The following is a 17359-nucleotide window of genomic DNA, read 5'->3' on the forward strand; positions in this document are numbered from 1 at the left end:
AAGTAGAAACACTGTTGAAATTTAGCACTCCTGAAATATCATTTGGTGATCTGTATAATTTGAAATATTGTAGAAATAAATGGAAATATGTATCTCCGCTTTCTTACCAGTAGCCAAATGAATTGATATATTTTAAGTCAATTGATGCACTAATAACCGATAACAATTGTCCGCATGATTTTATTGGGAAATTAAGCTAATGGTGTCATTGCGGATAATCACAAATGGAAATATGCTTCTGCGAAATAATAGGAATGTGGTAGGATTATGAAGAGGCACTCATTATTTCGCAACGCATATTCCAACTACATTTCTATAGTGACTTCAAGATTCCAATTCCTTCACTGCCAAAAACGCCATCAACCCAGCACCGATTTCCAGTGCATCTTCGTCTATATCAAATGTAGGTGTATGTACTCCGGAAATGATTCCCTTGGCTTCGTTTCTTGTGCCCAATCGGTAAAAACAGCCATCAATCTCTTGGGTATAGTAGGCAAAATCTTCTGCTGCCATCCAAATATCCAGATCGACAACATTTTCTTCTCCAAGATAATCAATTGCGGCTTGCTGCGCTCTGTCTGTGAGTTCCTCTGCATTTTTCAAAAATGGATATCCCACCCGGACTTCAAAATCTACCTCACCACCCATACCTTCTACGATCCCTTTGGCTATGCTGACCATATGTTGATGCGCTTTGGATCTCCACTCTTCGTTGAGTGTACGGAATGTCCCCTGGATCTTTACTTCATTTGGGATAATATTTGTAGCACCCAGTGCTTCGATCCTTCCAAAGGAAAGCACCGAAGGAATCTTAGGTGAAGCGTTTCTACTCACTACCTGCTGTAAAGCGACTATCATATGGGAAGCTATCAAAACAGGATCTACCAAAGTTTCTGGCATGGCACCATGTCCACCTTTTCCTTTCACTGTGATATATAGCTCATCGGCACTAGCCATGTACATCCCCTTTCGGAAACCTACTTTCCCTACAGGAATCAATGGCATCACATGCTGTCCAATAATGCCGGATGGCCTTGGGTTTTCCAATGCTTTGTCTTTGATCATCAAAGAAGCTCCGCCGGGAATCAACTCTTCTCCTGGCTGAAAAACAAGCTTCACAGTCCCTTCAAATCCATCCCTAACCTCATGGAGGATCTGTGCCGCACCCAAAAGGGAAGCAGTATGCACATCATGTCCACAAGCATGCATTACTCCTGGCTTGGTTGACTTGTAAGACACATCATTTTGCTCAATAATCGGCAAGGCATCCATATCCCCCCTGAGGGCGATCACCTTTTTATCTGGATTTTTGCCCTTGATCAATGCCACAATGCCTGTCTTTGCCTTTACTTCATAATCAGTGATGCCAATTTTCGACAATTGCTCCTGTACAAAAGCGAGCGTCTCAAATTCCTGAAAAGAAAGTTCTGGATTGGCATGCAGATGCCTTCTATTTGCAATGATTTCGGATTTGTACTGCTGTGCGAGTGATTTGATTCTTTCCTTGATCATTATTTAATTTTGTTCAGAATCCACATACCCATTTCTTTTGAATCTTTCTTGAATGATCCTTGTCATGGGAAATGAATGCTTTAATTTATTATAATAAGCCTGTGCCTCTATTCTGTTGGTAAACTTTCCCACTTTTACTAAATAGCGGGGTTGCTGATACTCCATTTCAGTTTTGATATTAGGGAATCGGGAATAGAGTTCATTCCTCGTACCGAATGCCGCATCACGATCCACTCCACTGTATACCAACACAGTAAATCCCGAATAGTAGCGTTCCGATCGATTCTTGTCTGCAAATTTCCTCAGAGCATATTCCAAATCCTCATCGACAGCCAAACTCCCATTGAAAGTTTCACTGGGTGTAGCTGTTACAGATTGATCTTCCATTGAAGGGAAACTTATCCTTGTAGGTGACAAATCTTCCTGGTATGAATCAAATTTATCCGTATCTCCACCCACTTTTTTGATAAGGTTACAAGACCCCAACAAGAAAACCAGTACAATTCCACCCAAAAATGATTTCATCATGACTATTTTTTTAACCTTCAACAATAACACACTTTCCTGCCGCTACATCCAACTCTACACTCTTGAACTTCACGTCTTTCTTGACCGAACCATCAGCATATTGCGCTGTCACCCTGTCATTTCTCCCATAGGCTTTTTCAGATTTCCTTGGAGCTACCACTTGCTGCTCAGCCCGTCTATTGGCTACCGCAGCAGCTGCCTGCCTGTTTGCCCCAGGGTTCAAGCTGCTTCCGGCATCCGCCTTGGAGGCTTGGATATTCTCTTGGCTTTTTGGTGCTTGGGCGGCTTTTACCTGACTTGGATCCTGTGTAGGCAGTTCCGCTTTGGCCAAGAATGAGATGACATCTTCATTCAGTCTGCCCACAAAGCGCTTAAACATCTCAAATGCTTCAAACTTATATATCAACAAAGGATCCTTTTGCTCATAAACAGCATTTTGAACAGATTGCTTCAAGTCATCCATGTCACGCAGATGCTCTTTCCAATTTTGGTCAATGATCGCCAAAGTCACATTTTTCTCAATAGCCCTGATCAAGTCCCGTCCTTCGTGGCTCACTGTAGATTCAAGACCAACAACTACGCCAATTTGCTTCAAGCCATCAGTTATAGGAACCATTATTTCCTTCACCGTAGCTCCTCTTTGTGCATAGACATCCTTCAAGATTGGCAGTGCTTTTTCCAGAATCCTCTCGTTTTTGGAAACGTAGCTTTTATAGGAAGCATCAAACAGCTCTTGAGTCAATTTATACGCATCTTTTTTCTGAAGGTCTTCGGAGGTAAATTGATGATCGACCCCTAGAGAACTATAGATATTCATTCTCAAATTGTCCAGATCCTCGGTTGATTTTGCCATCTGGATGATATCCGAACATACATCATACATGATGTTCAGAATATCCAATTCCAGACGTTCTCCCATCAAGGCATTGCGTCTTCTTTTATAGACTACCTCCCTTTGGGAATTCATGACGTCATCATATTCCAAAAGGCGCTTTCTTGTACCGAAGTTGTTTTCCTCCACCTTTTTCTGCGCTCTCTCTATGGATTTGGAAATCATGGAATGTTGGATCACTTCACCTTCTTCCAGACCCATTCTATCCATCAATTTGGCAATCCTCTCAGAACCAAAAAGTCGCATCAAATTATCTTCCAAAGACACAAAGAACTGGGAAGAACCCACATCTCCCTGGCGACCCGAACGACCTCTCAACTGGCGATCGACCCTTCTTGACTCATGTCTTTCAGTACCAATGATCGCCAAGCCTCCCGCAGACCTTGATTCTGCTGTCAACTTAATATCTGTACCCCTACCTGCCATGTTGGTGGCGATGGTTACAGTTCCTGGCTTACCAGCCTCTGCTACTACATCTGCTTCCCTGGCATGCTGCTTCGCATTCAAAACCTGGTGCTGGATCTTCTTGATTGTCAACATCCTACTAAGCAATTCCGAAATCTCCACAGAAGTGGTACCCACCAAGACTGGGCGGCCTGCTTGGGTCAATTCTACGATTTCATCTGCTACAGCATTGAATTTCTCTCGGACTGTCTTATATACTTTGTCGTCTCTATCTTGTCTTACAATTGGTCTGTTGGTAGGAATGACTACTACGTCCAATTTGTAGATTTCCCAGAATTCACCTGCTTCTGTCTCCGCAGTACCTGTCATACCGGACAGTTTGTGGTACATCCTGAAGTAATTTTGGAGGGTAATCGTGGCATATGTTTGGGTGGCATCCTCCACTTTTACATTTTCCTTTGCTTCTATTGCCTGGTGAAGGCCATCAGAATATCTTCTTCCTTCCATCACACGGCCTGTCTGCTCATCTACGATCTTTACCTTTCCATCCACCAAGATGTATTCCGTATCTTTCTCAAACATACAGTATGCCTTCAAAAGCTGGTTGACCGTATGGATCCGCTGGGCTTTTACCCCGTAATCTTTGATGATCTCTTCCTTTCGGACCAATTTTTCCTTATCATCCAAATCAGGATTTTTTTCCATCTCGGCGATTTCTACACCGATATCGGGAAGTATAAAAAATTCAGGATTCTCATTTTTCTTGGTGATGACTTCAATCCCGTTATCCGTCAATTCTACACCATTGGTCTTTTCTTCGATGGTAAACAAAAGCGGTTCGTCTGCCTCAGGCATGTTGCGCTTGTTGTCTTGCAGGTAGTAATTTTCGGTTTTCTGAAGAATAACTCTTATCCCCGGCTCAGAAAGGTATTTGATCAATGGCTTGTACTTTGGCATGCCTCTATAAGCCCTGAACAATGCCAATCCACCGTCCTTCTCATTTTTCTCTGCAATAAGCTTTTTGGCCTCTGACAAATATCCCTGTACCAATTTGCGCTGCTCGTCCACCAACGTGGCAACCCTTGGCTTCATATCCATAAATTCATGCTCGTCGCCTCTTGGAACTGGCCCGGAGATGATCAAAGGAGTCCTTGCATCATCGATCAATACGGAATCGACCTCATCAATCATCGCAAAATGATGCTTTCCTTGAACCAAATCGCCCGCATCACGAGCCATATTGTCTCTCAGATAATCAAAACCAAATTCATTGTTGGTTCCATAGACGATATCGGCTTTGTAGGCTTTTTTCCTTCCTTCGGAATTTGGGGTGTATTTATCGATACAATCCACAGAAAGGCCATGGAATTCGAATAGAGGAGCATTCCACTCTGAATCCCTTTTTGCAAGGTAGTCATTCACAGTCACCAAATGCACGCCTCTACCTGCCAAAGCATTGAGGTAAGATGGCAAGGTAGAAACCAATGTCTTACCTTCACCTGTTGCCATTTCGGCTATATTCCCCTTATGCAATACCATCCCGCCGATCAGCTGCACATCATAGTGGACCATATCCCATACTACTTCAGTCCCGGCAGCCATCCATTTGTTGTGCCAAATGGCATCATCACCAGACAACTCAACATTTGGTTTTTTGGCAGCCAACTCCTTATCGTAAAGATTGGCTTTTACTTTGAGGCTTCCGACTTCTTTAAATCTCCTTGCTGTTTCCTTTACTACCGCAAAGGCAAGTGGCATTACTTTCTCCAAGACAACTTCCAGTGCTTCGTCCCTTTCTTTCTCGGTCTTGTCAATTTCATTGTAAAGGGCATCTTTTTCATGGACCTTTTCGGGAGCCAAAGCTTCGATTTGATCTCTAAACCCTTTGATTTTCTCATCAAATGATCTCAAATCCTCATTGATTGTTGCCTTGATCTCGGCAGTTTTGCTCCTCAACTCATCATCTGACAGGGATTTGAGCTTTGCAAATTCCTGATTGATCAATGCTACTTTTGGGGTCAATTCTTTTATATCTCTATCTGACTTAGTTCCAAAAACTTTTGCCAGACCTTTTGCAATAATTTCTAACATATGATACTGTATATAAATGGGGCTTAAAATTACTTCGTTTTTATTACAATAGAAAATTAGAAAAAGGATGATACAGCATTTTGAAGGCCAAAAATCACATTTCTGTTTTTCTTTTTTTCTTAAAATTCAAATTCCAAAGGCAATTATTGATGTATGCTTTTCCACTTCCCTTCAAAAACCCGCTCGGCTGGGCCAATCAATTTGATGTTCTTAAATGAGCCATCGGATGCGGCCGTAAACTTTACTTTTAAATTTCCTCCCTGTGTTTTGATACTTACCTCATTGAGTGAGTTTTGATAACCATAGACCAGAGCACAAGCTGTGACACCGGTACCACAAGATAAAGTCTCATTTTCAACACCCCTCTCGTATGTCCTCACATGGATCTGATCAGATGACAGTGGGGTTACAAAGTTCACATTTGTACCCTTTGGCTCGTATGCTGCACTATATCTGATTTCGGAGCCTATCTCGACGACCGGATATTTATCTACATTTTCTACAAACCTTACATGATGTGGAGATCCTGTATTAACAAAGAAATCCTGTCCCATGTTGGAAATGCTCTTTACTTCACCCATTCCCAAGGAGATGATACCATCTTTGATTTTCGCATGATGTGGACCGTCGATGGCAAGGAAAGATGCTTGCTCATCTACAATACCCAAGAAATTAGAGAAAGCAACAGCACACCTGGCACCATTGCCGCACATACTTTGCGAACCATCTGCATTGAAGTAAACCATCTCAAAATCAAAACCTTCCTTGTTCCGAATCAAGATCAAACCATCAGCCCCAATCCCAAATTTCCTGTCACACAGCTGTTGGACAAGAGGCAAATCTGCATCAGGAAACACTTCTGACCTGTCATCAATCATGACAAAATCATTTCCGGTTCCCTGATATTTATAAAAAGATATTTCCATTTTGTTACTTCTCAATTGCTATTTTAACATTACGTACATACGCTTCCTTTGCCAGTAACCTTGATAAACATCTCCAGCAAAGGATTTATCCAGTCCGTTGACTTTCATCCGTTGGCACTTATGCGCCATAGGGTAGTTGATGATTATTTCAAAAACCAAACCAAGGGCTAATGCTACTGCAAACATAAGCATCTTGTCATAAAATCAGACTTATTGTCCGAATATTGGTTTTATTATCGGCATGAAATCTTTAACTTAGGCCAAATTGAATAAATACAACCCGGATAAATTCAGTCTCAAAACAGAAACCAACAAAAGGAAAAACCATAACAAAATGAAAAAATCATCCTTTAATGTATCAAGAAGAGTATTTTTAAGCCAAAGCTCAAAAGCTACCCTAGCCTTGGGAATTGGATCTAGTGTAATTGGATCAGCTTTTCTTTCTGCTTGTGGTGGTGGAGCTGGTGAAGAAAGCAAAATTACGCTAAGCACAGGCTTTGACCAAAACAAATTGGCATATGACTATAATGCACTGGAGCCGCATATCGATGCCATGACAATGGAGATCCATCATACCAAACATGCCGCCGGCTATGCCAAGAATCTTGCCGAAGCCGCTGCCGAAGAGGGTGTAGATGTAAGCAAGCCATTGGAAGACGTCTTGATGAATATCTCAAAATACTCAACCAAAATGCGTAACAATGCCGGAGGCCACTACAACCATGAATTGTTTTGGAAAACAATGGGACCGGATGCAGGTGGTAAGCCTGAAGGTGAATTGGCAGCTGCTATTGATGCTTCATTTGGAAGCTTCGAAGATTTTGCCAAAAAATTTGAAGATGCGGGAAAAACTAGATTCGGTTCAGGCTGGGCTTGGCTGGTATTCGACAAAGACCAAAAGTTGGCAGTCGGATCTACCCCAAACCAAGACAACCCACTGATGGATGTATCAGATTTCCAAGGTGTGCCGCTTTTGGGGATTGATGTTTGGGAACATGCTTATTACCTCAAATATATGAATGACCGTGGTGGATATATCGGCAACTGGTGGAATGTCATCAACTGGAAAGCTGTATCCGAAAGGTATGATGCCCTGACTTAATCGTACCTTGATTTGTTGGAATTTGAGGTTTTCCCATAAAGAAACAACCATTTTATTTCAAATAAGCCAATTTTTTTGGATCAATACCATCAGGCTAAAGGAGAAAGATCAAAGGTGTAACCCCTTAGAGCTTTCTCCTTTTTCATTGTTCCCATTTCCTTATCCGGGATGCTTTTCAAAATAATATTTGGTGGAACGATCTCAAAATTTACTTTTGGAACAAGCCTATATTTTTACACCAACTAAAAATACAGCAAAAACAAAGCTCACCGAACAAGTAAGATCAGCCAGTAAAAAGGCTCAAAATCTCAATATTATGGCATTTTTTGCCCTATTCCTTGGCACAGGCATTGCGTAGGTATGGTTCTAAACCAACATAATATGAAGATGAAAATTTCAATGAAAAACTATCAGAAAATTGCCCTAGCTGCTGCTATCGGTTTTATGTCATTCTCATGTACCAACGATGATGATATCAACGCTGATGGCCCACAAAGTAAGGTTGCACTCAGTGCCACCGCTTCCAATGGTAGTGCTTCTGGCGCAGGGATCAATGAAAGAGTGGATGTAAACGGTTTTGCTGTAAGCCAATTTTCGGTTGGGACAAAGGATGTAGAGATGAAATATGCTGCAAAAGCTGATCTGCTTGCAGGTATCAGCATTGGAGATATTACCTTAAAAACAAACGTCAATACGGCCTTGCATGCTGAGTCTTCCAAGTCCAAGAACCTGATCCTTGTCAACAATGGGGAATTGAGGGTATCGACCATAGCGGAAGGTAGGAGTCCAGATGGCAACTATACCGAAGTGGAATTTAGGCTTTTCAAGAAAACTGAAGGCAATGACAACGATCCTATGCATGAAAAATCACTTTGGATTGCAGGAGAGATTGAAGGAAAAGTATCCACTATTTGGCTAAATACAGAAAAGTTGCTGAAGGCAAAATCTGAAAATGCCACAGGCGTAGAGGTTGATGGAGATACAGAGATGGTTCTTGTATTTGACTTGAACAAGCTTTTTGCAGATGTAAACTTTAGCAGTGCTGTAGATGCGAATGCAGATGGTAAAATTGATATTGGTCCAAACAGTGCCGATGGAAACGCAAGTATCCTTGCAAAAATCGAAAGCAACCTTGAATCTTCAGTAGTATTGAAGAAAAAATAACAGAAACAGTATTTTTTTTGAAAAAAGGTCGGAATGTTCCGACCTTTTTTATTTTCTTTAAGGCTACAAACATCGAAAATAATCAAAATCCAGCCAAACATGGAAGACCCCAAATCCCTAAACTCCGTTGCAGAATTCCACCAAACTTTCATGCACCCAATCCTTAACAGCCCACAAATCCCTGACAAAAAAAGATGTGAACTTCGTGTTTCCCTGATTGCTGAAGAATTGAAGGAATTGGAAGAGGCCATCGCAGAAAACAATTTGGTAGAAGTAGCAGATGCACTGTGTGATATCCAGTATGTACTTTCCGGTGCCATTTTGGAATTTGGGCTGGCAGATAGGTTTAAGGAATTATTTGAGGAGGTTCAACGTTCCAATATGAGTAAGGCTTGTAGAAGCCTTGAAGAAGCTGAAGCAACAGTTGCGCATTACCAAGCACAGGGTGTTTCTTGTTTTTATGAAAAGAAAGGAGAGCTTTACCTAGTCTTTAGGGAAGGGGATAGAAAAACACTGAAATCAGTCAACTATTCGCCGGCAGATTTAAACAGTATTTTGGCTTCCTAGACTTTATTCCCTAACTTTAAAAAAGTTCACATTACTATTTTAGAAGAAGCCGTAGCAAGGCTAAGAATATCTTAATTCTGTGAAGTAAGAAAGCTAAATGAAGTCATTTCAAATGCACAACTTACAAAATGGTGTTTACCCAGCCATCATAAATTAAATTATTCAAATTACCAATATGAACCAGTCCATTAAGTTCGTCGACACGAACAATTCTCAGTTTTTTGCAACCATTAAATCCAGAATTGAACATTATTTCCAAAGCAACAACATCTCCAAAACAGCCAATGGCTTGATGGTTTTCAAAACGGTGTTGTACCTGGCATTATTTGTCTCATTTTATTCCCTCATTCTTTTTGAAGTGTTCCCCCTGTGGGGAAGTCTGATACTTGCAATCGGACTTGGGGCTACCATGTCTTTTATAGGCTTCAACATCTGTCATGATGCCCTCCATGGATCCTATTCCAAAAAACAATGGGTAAACAATTCCTTAGGTTATATTTTCAACCTGATCGGTGCAAATGTCTATATCTGGAAGATTACGCACAACAAAGTCCACCATACCTATACCAATATTATGGGACATGATGGTGATCTTGATGTAGCTCCAGGCCTGATCCGTGTATCCAATGATGAAGAAATAAAACCTATCCATAAGTATCAGCAATTTTATGCGTTTTTTCTCTATTCCCTTGCTTCCATTTCTTGGTTTTTCAGGAAAGATTATGTCAAATTCTTTCAGACAAGAATTGGGGCTCATGTCAACAATCATCCGAAAATCGAGTATTTCAATTTGTTTTTCTACAAAATCCTATACTATACCATGTACATCATTTTGCCATTGGTAATCATGGATATTACTTGGTGGCAGTTTTTGATTGGATATTTGGCAATGAACTTTACGATGGGATTGGTACTGGGACTGGTATTCCAGCTGGCACACCTGGTTGAAGAGACACACATTCCCCATCCGAAGGGAAATGAAAACATCGAGGAATCCTGGGCTGCACACCAAATGAGAACGACTGCAAATTTTGCAAGAAAAAGCAGGTTGGCAGCATTTGTATGCGGGGGGTTGAATTTTCAGGTGGAGCATCATCTTTTTCCAAAAATCTGTCATATCCACTATCCAGCTATCTCCGAAATTGTCAAACAAACCGCCCATGAATTTGATTTGCCATACCATGACAACGAAACTTTCTACTCAGCCTTGAAATCACATTATAATTTCCTCAAAAAGGCAGGGCAGGCAGCTTGATTTGTGATTAGGAAATAAATCATTTGTTGATTGGTATATCTTATAAATGTAGATTATGCTCAATTCTGACATTAATAACCTGAGTTCAACTATTCTCACTTTGTCAACCTGCCTGCCGGCAGGCAGGAACGGTTTTAAATGGTGAGAACTACGAAAAGAAGGTGCGAACTTTTTTATGAAGTAATATTGGGATATTGAGGATTAAAAAAGTGAAGTAGATTGCCGTTTAAAACCGAATAGTCGGCTCAGTCAATAAAAACACCCATTTACTGCGTTAAATTTCTGAGCGATAGCTTAGGCTATCCCTCAAAAATTTGCCTTGTAACTGGATATTTTTATTGATTTTGACTTTGTGATAACAATCGAACTCAGGTTAATAACTTTATCAAAATCTAAATTTTTATAGATATGAAACCCATCACGTCTCTGTAGAATAGGCGTGGTGGATTTTATATCAATTAGAATCAAAAATAGAATTTGTTCGAGAACAAAAACTTCACGCAATAACTTTTCTCGGGATATCCAGTGGCAACCTGGTAAGCAACTCGTAGTTTACCTGTTGTATGGATTCTCCAAAGGAAGCGACTGTGATTTCATTCTTCCTTTGCTTCCCTATCAGGACTACTTCGTCACCTTTCTTTACCCCATTCAAGTCTGTGATATCCACAGCTATGCTATTCATCGTCACTGTACCCACCACTGAGACTATTTTGCCGGAGATCAATACCTTCCCTTGGTTGCTTAGCAGTCTGCTAAAGCCATGGGAGTACCCAATGGGGATCAATGCGATTCTCATATCCCTAGGCGCCATGTAGCTGGAGCCATAGCCTATAAACTCTCCCATTTTGACCTCTTTCAGGCTCATAACACTGCTCTTCCAATTGATCAATCGTCTCAGTGGGTTCTTGTTGTTTTCAGGAAGCGTCTTGAATTTGTACATGTAGGTTTCTTGGGTGGGCCAAAAACCGTAGGAAGCTATCCCTATCCGAACCATATCCATGATGGTTTCTGGATAGCTAAATGTAGCGGCAGAGCAAGCAGTATGAAACTTTTCGAATGTTAGGCCTTTCTCGATAAGCCAATCTTTATAGGCCAGGTATTTTTTTATTTGTCCTCTGACCCTTACATAGTTAGAAACACTCTCTGCTCCAGCATAATGCGTACACAAGCCCGAGAGGGTCAAATGCTCTTGGTTTGCATGTAAAACTTTGAACAACTTCTCCCTGTCTTCCCATTCAAAACCAGTTCGGTGAAACCCCGTCTCCACCTCGACATGGATTTTAGCTTTCACTTGCAATCTTTTGGCAGTGCTCACAGCCTCTTCAAGCCGATCAAATTCAAATACAAAAAAACTTATCCCTTTATTGATCAATTCTTCCAGATCAGCATTTTGCAGCATTCCCATGACCATGATCTCGGATTTCTTTTTGCTGGCATTATACACCCTCAGGGCTTCATCGGCACTGAAAGCACTGAAGTGCCGAATGCCACCCCCCTCAGCTATCGGGACAATATTTTCAATGCCATGCCCATATGCATTGCCTTTTACTACTGCGGAAATTATGGTGTTTTCACCAACCTCAGATCTTAAAAATTGGATATTCTTTTTGTAAGCTGATTTGCTGATTTCAATATAAGAAGTATGGTTCATAGACGATTTGATAGGTTTTGGAAATGAAATAGATGGTTATTGTGGTTATCAGCAATTTTGCCAGTCACTTCCCGCAAAATCTGGCAGAGAGGCAAAGTACGTATTGGGATTATAAAATCTCTGAAGGGATTTGAGACGCATGGACTAGATTATTTAAACAAAAGAATATCTGCCAGCTACTAAAGCCTGACGTTTCGAGTTACCCATGTATTTGATTGATGATTTCCTCAAACATCTTCACTCCCGTGGGGATAATTTCGTCCGGGAAGTCATAATTATTTTCATGGAGTTGCGGTTGGCTTTTGCCAGCTCCCAATCCAAAAAGGAGTGTTTTGGTTTGGATAGAAAACTGCCCAAAATCTTCCGACCACCTAAATGGGATCCTAATATGTTTGGTTTTGAGTTTAAGCTTCTTGGCAGCTTCGTTTCCAAATGTCCACGCTTCTTCATGATTGAGTGTAGCCGCAAAAGCCTCTGTGTACTCAAAACTGATCTCCAAACCATATTCTTTTGCAATCTGCTTGCAGAGTTTTTCCGAATAAGAGACTAGCAATTCCCTGGTTTCGTTCTCGTAGGCTCTCAAGGTAGCCATCATAGTAGCTTCTCCGGGTGTGGTTCCAAAAGCAACCTCGCCCAGTCTTGCATGGATCACTGTAATCAGCGTAAATTTCTTCATTGCGTCCGGCATTTTCTGCAAGGCCACTATGATTTTGGACATCGCTTCTGCGGGACTATTGCCGGACTCAGGATGTGAAGCATGTGCATTTCTCCCTTTTAACCTGATGATCATTCCAACAGATGCGGCGGCAAATGCCCCTTTTTTGATGACGATTTGATTTTTCTCATACCCTGGAAGATTGTGCAAGGCAAAAGCCAGATCAGGTTTGATTTTGGAAAACTTTTTGTCCCCAATGACCATTTCCGCACCTTGTCCAGTCTCTTCTGCAGGTTGAAAAAGCAAAATCACACGCCCTTTGGCAGGCCGATGCTCTTTAAGATACATTCCAACCCCAGCAATTATCGCCATATGGCCATCATGCCCGCACAAATGGGATATACCCACCGCATTGCTTTTGTGCAAGATCCGATTGTCTTCTACGATTGGCAATCCATCAAGCTCACACCTGTACAGGGATGTCAGCCCTTTTTCTTTTCCTTCAAAAACAAACGCCAAACCATGCCTTCCAATATTTTTGATGGTTTGGTCTGGACCAATCTGCTTGAAAAAATCATCGACCCTTTTCGCTGTTTCTTTTTCTTCACCTGACAATTCGGGATTTTGATGTAGTGTTCTCCTAAATTCTTTGAGCAAGTCGAAAGTCGCTTTTTCCATGGTTGATTCTGTTTAGGTCAAAAATTGAATATAACATTCCTATTCCAATTGACAAAAATTATACAGGGATTGTTCCTTCCTATCAGAAATCGCCCGAAATGCCCCAGAAAAAATTAAAATCTTAAGGATCAGAAAGCTGAAAATCTTGGAGAACTTTTTTATATTAGAACTTGCTTAGCATATAAACCAAATATATTATGACAACAGAACAGACCACCTCACTCGAAAAAAGAATTGAAGAATTGAAGTCTAGCCTGACTGGAGACATGTTTCAAGACATGGAGACAAGAGATCAGATCCATAATTTGGAAATGCAACTCAAAGGGATAAAGCCAATGGACAGCCATATTGATTGCATAGGCTGCGGAAGCTGATTTCTTTTTCCCAGAACTTCATTCACACTCAGGATTACATATTGACATCAAAGAAATTTGGACCCTTAAGGATTTGCTCTTTAAGGGTTTTCTTATTGCAGCGCCAAAAGCTGGATTGAAGAAACCTAATTCGTCCTTATCCTTCCAGTCTTGATCACTGCATCGTCTCCAGTAAATACTGACCAGGCCAAAATAATGTCACTGCCTACAACTGTCAATTGTGGAAAACCACTTGATCTCTTCTCTGATGAAGATGCTATAAGAATAGGGTCATCCAACTGCCCATTTCTGTAAACCCTCCTAGCATAGATATTGGCTTGTTCCATCCATGATACCATAGCAGTATCTTCATCCAACAAAGCAATATCTACCCTTCCTATTGTCTTGCCTAAATCTACTTTAATGGGTTTGGAAAAGACAGAATCTCCACTAGAAATAAAGGACACTTTTACTTCAGGCTTTTCATTAACGCCAGTAAACCAGACAACAGCTGTGGATTTACCAAAGCTCGCCGATCTTGGTCCATTTACGGGACAACCTACTACTTTCCAAAAATCACTGTAAACAGACTGTGCCTCTTCCCAAGAGTTATCCACATACTTGATTACTCCCAAATCCCGAACTTCTTCAAAAGAGCGATCCCTAAAGAAAACCATAGGTTGTCCGTCAAAAAGCGTAGCTGACGTTTGACAACAATCACAAACCCGATCATCCAAAAGCCAATCTTCCAGCTTCTCCCCTTCGCTTGTCAACAATCCTGCCCTAAGATTCATCTGACCTGCATGATGATCATGATTCCCATGGTCATGACCGGCAGAATGTGTATTTCTTCCATCAAGCCAAGTTATCAACATATGATCACCCCAAGGAACCATTGAGCCAAAACCGTGTTCGGTTCTTGTTCCATCATCATGTAAGATCCTTGGATCAGACCAGTCAGAACCATCTTTGGAAAATGTGATTTTGATATCATAGGAGAAGGTACCTTCTCCGCTCTTTTCTAAAAAGAAAGCCACAAATGTTCCATCCTTGAAAACTGCCATTTGTGGATAATCTGCCCAGTTGACAAACCAATGAGTGCCGGAGGCTATCAAACGTGGAGGAGCCCAAAAACCATCAATCAATTCACTGAACATCAGTTTGCTCAGCCCATCTTTCTGTTCAATCCAAGAAAGATATACTTTTTCAGAAGGCGAAGTATACAAATAAGGTTCTCCAAATTTGACCCCGGGTTCTGAAAAAGTATAAATATCTTCGACATTGAAACCATCTATTATTTGCTCCTTCTTTGTCGTACAAGAAGCTAAATAGATGAATGTAAATAGAATAGTAAAATACTTCATATCTGATTTTATGTATTTAATCTTCGGGCAAAGTCTTTATGTATGCCCTTACCTTGACTGCACGTACATAGATTGTGATTAGCGGGATCAACCAAAATAACTCTGTAAAGGCAAAATGAAAAATAGTCCTCTTGTTCCATCCCAATTCAGGGATAAAGGCAAAAACAAACCATATGGCCAAAACAAGTTTGCCTACTATGCCAACCACAATCAAATAATGCCAAGAAATCGGGTAAAAAGCACTCAAGAAAACCAAAAAGCCAACCAGCATCCCAAAGCTCCCCAAAGCAGTAGCGCTCAAGGCTGTCGGTTCGGCAGGCCCCATGGCCAACCACCTCAAGAGATCTTGCCCAAAATACCTAAAAAAAGCAGACCAAGCGAAAGTGTACATTCCTGTAAGCAACAACAAGCCTCGCATGGGCATTGGGAATATCGGTGTAAGACTATTGTTATCCATATTTTAAATTAATTATATTCAGACGATTTAACAAAAAAGCGTCATTGAGGTTTCTTTAATTTAACAAAACTACATGAAGGATTTTACAATCACCCGAAGATTAGGGATTATTATGGTTCCTGTATTGATCATGACCGGATTTATTGCCGGCAAAAAAATTGGAGAAATCAACCCCCAAGCCATCGAAGGTGCTGAATCATTGATTGGCCTCTCATTTTCACCAAGCGAAAAGGACAGCATGATCCAAAACCTGAAGAATTACAGGTCAGGATATGAAAACTTACGAAAGACAAAGATTGAAAATTCAATAAGTCCTTCTTTGTTATTCAATCCTCTTCCCCATGGATTTTTCCCAAACCAAAATCAAGAACAGCCAAACTGGGGTTTGCCAACAGAAGTGGATCTTCCCAAAGAGGAGCATGATATTGCATTTTTAACTGTGGCGGAGTTATCCACATTGATTAAAAATCAAAAAATCACATCCGAAAGACTAACAAAAATCTATCTCAATAGAATCAAAAATTATGGCGACACACTACAATCAGTGATTACATTATTGGAAAAAGAAGCACTGGAACAAGCCAAGGCAATGGATGCCGAGATTCGAAAAGGAAAATATAGAGGTCCACTCCACGGAATCCCTTATGGCATCAAGGATCTTTTCGCAGTAAAAAACACCAAAACCACTTGGGGAGCGATGCCTTACAAAGACCAAGTTATCGATGAGACAGCTACGGTTGTTGATAAATTAAATGAAGCTGGAGGAGTCTTTCTTGCCAAATTCACCCTCGGGGCTTTAGCAATGGGAGATATTTGGTATGGTGGGGTAACAAAAAACCCATGGAACCTCACCCAAGGTGCAAGTGGCTCATCTGCTGGATCAGCTTCTTCGGTAAGTGCAGGTTTGATCCCTTATGCATTGGGAACAGAAACTTTAGGAAGCATTGTGTCTCCGTCTACAAGAAATGGTGTCACTGGCTTGCGGCCAACATATGGAAGAGTCAGCAAGCATGGTGCAATGGCTTTGAGCTGGAGTATGGACAAAATAGGCCCTATTTCTAGATCAGCTTTGGATAATGGCATCATACTATCTGTACTCAACGGTGTGGATAAGTTAGACAAAAGCACAATCCCCGCTGCTTTCAATTACAATGTGGATAACTCTATAAATGACCTGAAAATCGGCTATTTTGAGGATTTTTTTAAAGGGGATAGAGAAAATAATGTATTTGATAGACAAGTTTTGGAAGACCTAAAGAAAATAGGGTTATCATTGACTCCCGTCAAATTAGAGACCTCTGTCGATGTGAATAGCATTTTGATTATGCTCTATGCCGAGGGGGCAGCAGCATTTGATGACATGACTAGATTGGACCTGGATGATCTGATGGTAAACCAACGGAGAAATGCCTGGCCAAACCTCTTTCGATCCGCACGGTTTATTCCAGCAGTGGAATATATCCAGGCCAGTCGTCTGAGATCCATTTTGATCGAAGAAATCCATGAACTTTTCAAAACCTATGATGTAATCATTAGCCCTTCTTTCGCAGGCAACCAACTTCAAATTACCAACCTTACGGGACACCCAGCACTCTGTATGCCCAATGGCTTCTTGGAAAATGGTAATCCAGTGTCAATCACCTTTCTGGCCAACCTTTTTGAAGAGGAAAAACTGATCATGTTAGGCCTTGCTTTTCAGGAAAATACCGAATGGCAACAAAAAAGACCTCCTTTTTTCAACAAATAATTTGTGGATAAG

Annotated in this window: 15 protein-coding genes; 7 read left to right on the forward strand and 8 right to left on the reverse strand. The window is 41.0% G+C overall.

Annotation, left to right across the window (positions count from 1 at the left end; translation table 11 throughout):
* Positions 1 to 324 precede the first annotated feature (324 nt).
* From ACFSKL_RS05935 to dapF, 4 genes are all read right to left on the reverse strand, one after another.
* Positions 325 to 1512 (reverse strand): M20 metallopeptidase family protein, encoded by a 1188-nt coding sequence (locus ACFSKL_RS05935; RefSeq protein WP_376884350.1) that lies wholly within the window; start codon positions 1510 to 1512, stop codon positions 325 to 327.
* A gap of 3 nt (positions 1513 to 1515) precedes the next feature.
* On the reverse strand, positions 1516 to 2040 hold the full coding sequence (locus ACFSKL_RS05940; protein WP_376884352.1) for a hypothetical protein: 525 nt from the start codon (positions 2038 to 2040) through the stop codon (positions 1516 to 1518).
* Between the two features lie 10 nt (positions 2041 to 2050).
* Positions 2051 to 5428, reverse strand: a complete 3378-nt coding sequence (gene secA, locus ACFSKL_RS05945; RefSeq protein ID WP_376884353.1) for a preprotein translocase subunit SecA — start codon at positions 5426 to 5428, stop codon at positions 2051 to 2053.
* Between the two features lie 143 nt (positions 5429 to 5571).
* Positions 5572 to 6354, reverse strand: a complete 783-nt coding sequence (dapF, locus tag ACFSKL_RS05950; RefSeq protein WP_376884355.1) for a diaminopimelate epimerase — start codon at positions 6352 to 6354, stop codon at positions 5572 to 5574.
* 334 nt (positions 6355 to 6688) lie between these two features.
* Here dapF and ACFSKL_RS05955 point away from each other — a divergent pair, with 334 nt between their 5' ends.
* The 5 genes from ACFSKL_RS05955 to ACFSKL_RS05975 all read left to right on the forward strand — a co-directional run bounded on the left by ACFSKL_RS05955 (position 6689) and on the right by ACFSKL_RS05975 (position 10442).
* Positions 6689 to 7456, forward strand: coding sequence for a superoxide dismutase (locus ACFSKL_RS05955; RefSeq protein WP_376884357.1), 768 nt, complete (start codon positions 6689 to 6691; stop codon positions 7454 to 7456).
* 214 nt (positions 7457 to 7670) lie between these two features.
* On the forward strand, positions 7671 to 7814 hold the full coding sequence (locus tag ACFSKL_RS05960) for a hypothetical protein (protein ID WP_376884359.1): 144 nt from the start codon (positions 7671 to 7673) through the stop codon (positions 7812 to 7814).
* A 23-nt stretch (positions 7815 to 7837) separates the two neighbouring features.
* Entirely contained in the window at positions 7838 to 8620 is a 783-nt protein-coding gene (locus ACFSKL_RS05965) for a hypothetical protein (protein ID WP_376884362.1), read from the forward strand.
* Positions 8621 to 8719: 99 nt separating this feature from the next.
* Positions 8720 to 9187: a pyrophosphohydrolase domain-containing protein gene (locus tag ACFSKL_RS05970; RefSeq protein ID WP_376884363.1), complete on the forward strand. Its 468-nt coding sequence runs from the start codon at positions 8720 to 8722 to the stop codon at positions 9185 to 9187.
* A gap of 175 nt (positions 9188 to 9362) precedes the next feature.
* A complete protein-coding gene (locus ACFSKL_RS05975; protein WP_376884365.1) occupies positions 9363 to 10442 on the forward strand; it encodes a fatty acid desaturase family protein in 1080 nt (359 codons plus the stop codon).
* A gap of 496 nt (positions 10443 to 10938) precedes the next feature.
* Here ACFSKL_RS05975 and alr read toward each other — a convergent pair whose 3' ends face one another.
* The gene (alr, locus tag ACFSKL_RS05980; RefSeq protein WP_376884367.1) at positions 10939 to 12093 is read right to left on the reverse strand and encodes an alanine racemase; all 1155 of its coding nucleotides are present in this window, start codon (positions 12091 to 12093) and stop codon (positions 10939 to 10941) included.
* 199 nt (positions 12094 to 12292) lie between these two features.
* Complete coding sequence (locus ACFSKL_RS05985; RefSeq protein WP_376884369.1) at positions 12293 to 13426, reverse strand: amidohydrolase; 1134 nt, start codon at positions 13424 to 13426, stop codon at positions 12293 to 12295.
* A 197-nt stretch (positions 13427 to 13623) separates the two neighbouring features.
* On the opposite strand from ACFSKL_RS05985, the gene ACFSKL_RS05990 reads away from it, so the two are divergent.
* Positions 13624 to 13800: a hypothetical protein gene (locus ACFSKL_RS05990; protein ID WP_376884371.1), complete on the forward strand. Its 177-nt coding sequence runs from the start codon at positions 13624 to 13626 to the stop codon at positions 13798 to 13800.
* A 125-nt stretch (positions 13801 to 13925) separates the two neighbouring features.
* Here ACFSKL_RS05990 and ACFSKL_RS05995 read toward each other — a convergent pair whose 3' ends face one another.
* Both ACFSKL_RS05995 and ACFSKL_RS06000 read right to left on the reverse strand, forming a co-directional pair.
* Positions 13926 to 15143 (reverse strand): exo-alpha-sialidase, encoded by a 1218-nt coding sequence (locus tag ACFSKL_RS05995; RefSeq protein WP_376884373.1) that lies wholly within the window; start codon positions 15141 to 15143, stop codon positions 13926 to 13928.
* A gap of 16 nt (positions 15144 to 15159) precedes the next feature.
* Positions 15160 to 15600 (reverse strand): hypothetical protein, encoded by a 441-nt coding sequence (locus tag ACFSKL_RS06000; RefSeq protein WP_376884375.1) that lies wholly within the window; start codon positions 15598 to 15600, stop codon positions 15160 to 15162.
* A 73-nt stretch (positions 15601 to 15673) separates the two neighbouring features.
* Between ACFSKL_RS06000 and ACFSKL_RS06005 the strand changes: the two genes are divergently transcribed.
* Positions 15674 to 17347, forward strand: a complete 1674-nt coding sequence (locus tag ACFSKL_RS06005) for an amidase (RefSeq protein WP_376884376.1) — start codon at positions 15674 to 15676, stop codon at positions 17345 to 17347.
* The last annotated feature ends 12 nt before the right edge of the window (positions 17348 to 17359 follow it).

The sequence above is a fragment of the Belliella marina genome (assembly GCF_042682445.1).
In the GTDB taxonomy this organism is placed as follows: Bacteria; Bacteroidota; Bacteroidia; order Cytophagales; family Cyclobacteriaceae; genus Belliella; species Belliella marina.

Bases quoted from the DNA above. Each gene is read 5' to 3' on its own strand.
- ACFSKL_RS05935 (WP_376884350.1), bottom strand. From the start codon at position 1,512: ATGATCAAGGAAAGAATCAAATCACTCGCACAGCAGTACAAATCCGAA.
- ACFSKL_RS05940 (WP_376884352.1), bottom strand. From the start codon at position 2,040: ATGATGAAATCATTTTTGGGTGGAATTGTACTGGTTTTCTTGTTGGGG.
- secA (WP_376884353.1), bottom strand. From the start codon at position 5,428: ATGTTAGAAATTATTGCAAAAGGTCTGGCAAAAGTTTTTGGAACTAAG.
- dapF (WP_376884355.1), bottom strand. From the start codon at position 6,354: ATGGAAATATCTTTTTATAAATATCAGGGAACCGGAAATGATTTTGTC.
- ACFSKL_RS05955 (WP_376884357.1), top strand. From the start codon at position 6,689: ATGAAAAAATCATCCTTTAATGTATCAAGAAGAGTATTTTTAAGCCAA.
- ACFSKL_RS05965 (WP_376884362.1), top strand. From the start codon at position 7,838: ATGAAGATGAAAATTTCAATGAAAAACTATCAGAAAATTGCCCTAGCT.
- ACFSKL_RS05970 (WP_376884363.1), top strand. From the start codon at position 8,720: ATGGAAGACCCCAAATCCCTAAACTCCGTTGCAGAATTCCACCAAACT.
- ACFSKL_RS05975 (WP_376884365.1), top strand. From the start codon at position 9,363: ATGAACCAGTCCATTAAGTTCGTCGACACGAACAATTCTCAGTTTTTT.
- alr (WP_376884367.1), bottom strand. From the start codon at position 12,093: ATGAACCATACTTCTTATATTGAAATCAGCAAATCAGCTTACAAAAAG.
- ACFSKL_RS05985 (WP_376884369.1), bottom strand. From the start codon at position 13,426: ATGGAAAAAGCGACTTTCGACTTGCTCAAAGAATTTAGGAGAACACTA.
- ACFSKL_RS05990 (WP_376884371.1), top strand. From the start codon at position 13,624: ATGACAACAGAACAGACCACCTCACTCGAAAAAAGAATTGAAGAATTG.
- ACFSKL_RS05995 (WP_376884373.1), bottom strand. From the start codon at position 15,143: ATGAAGTATTTTACTATTCTATTTACATTCATCTATTTAGCTTCTTGT.
- ACFSKL_RS06000 (WP_376884375.1), bottom strand. From the start codon at position 15,600: ATGGATAACAATAGTCTTACACCGATATTCCCAATGCCCATGCGAGGC.
- ACFSKL_RS06005 (WP_376884376.1), top strand. From the start codon at position 15,674: ATGAAGGATTTTACAATCACCCGAAGATTAGGGATTATTATGGTTCCT.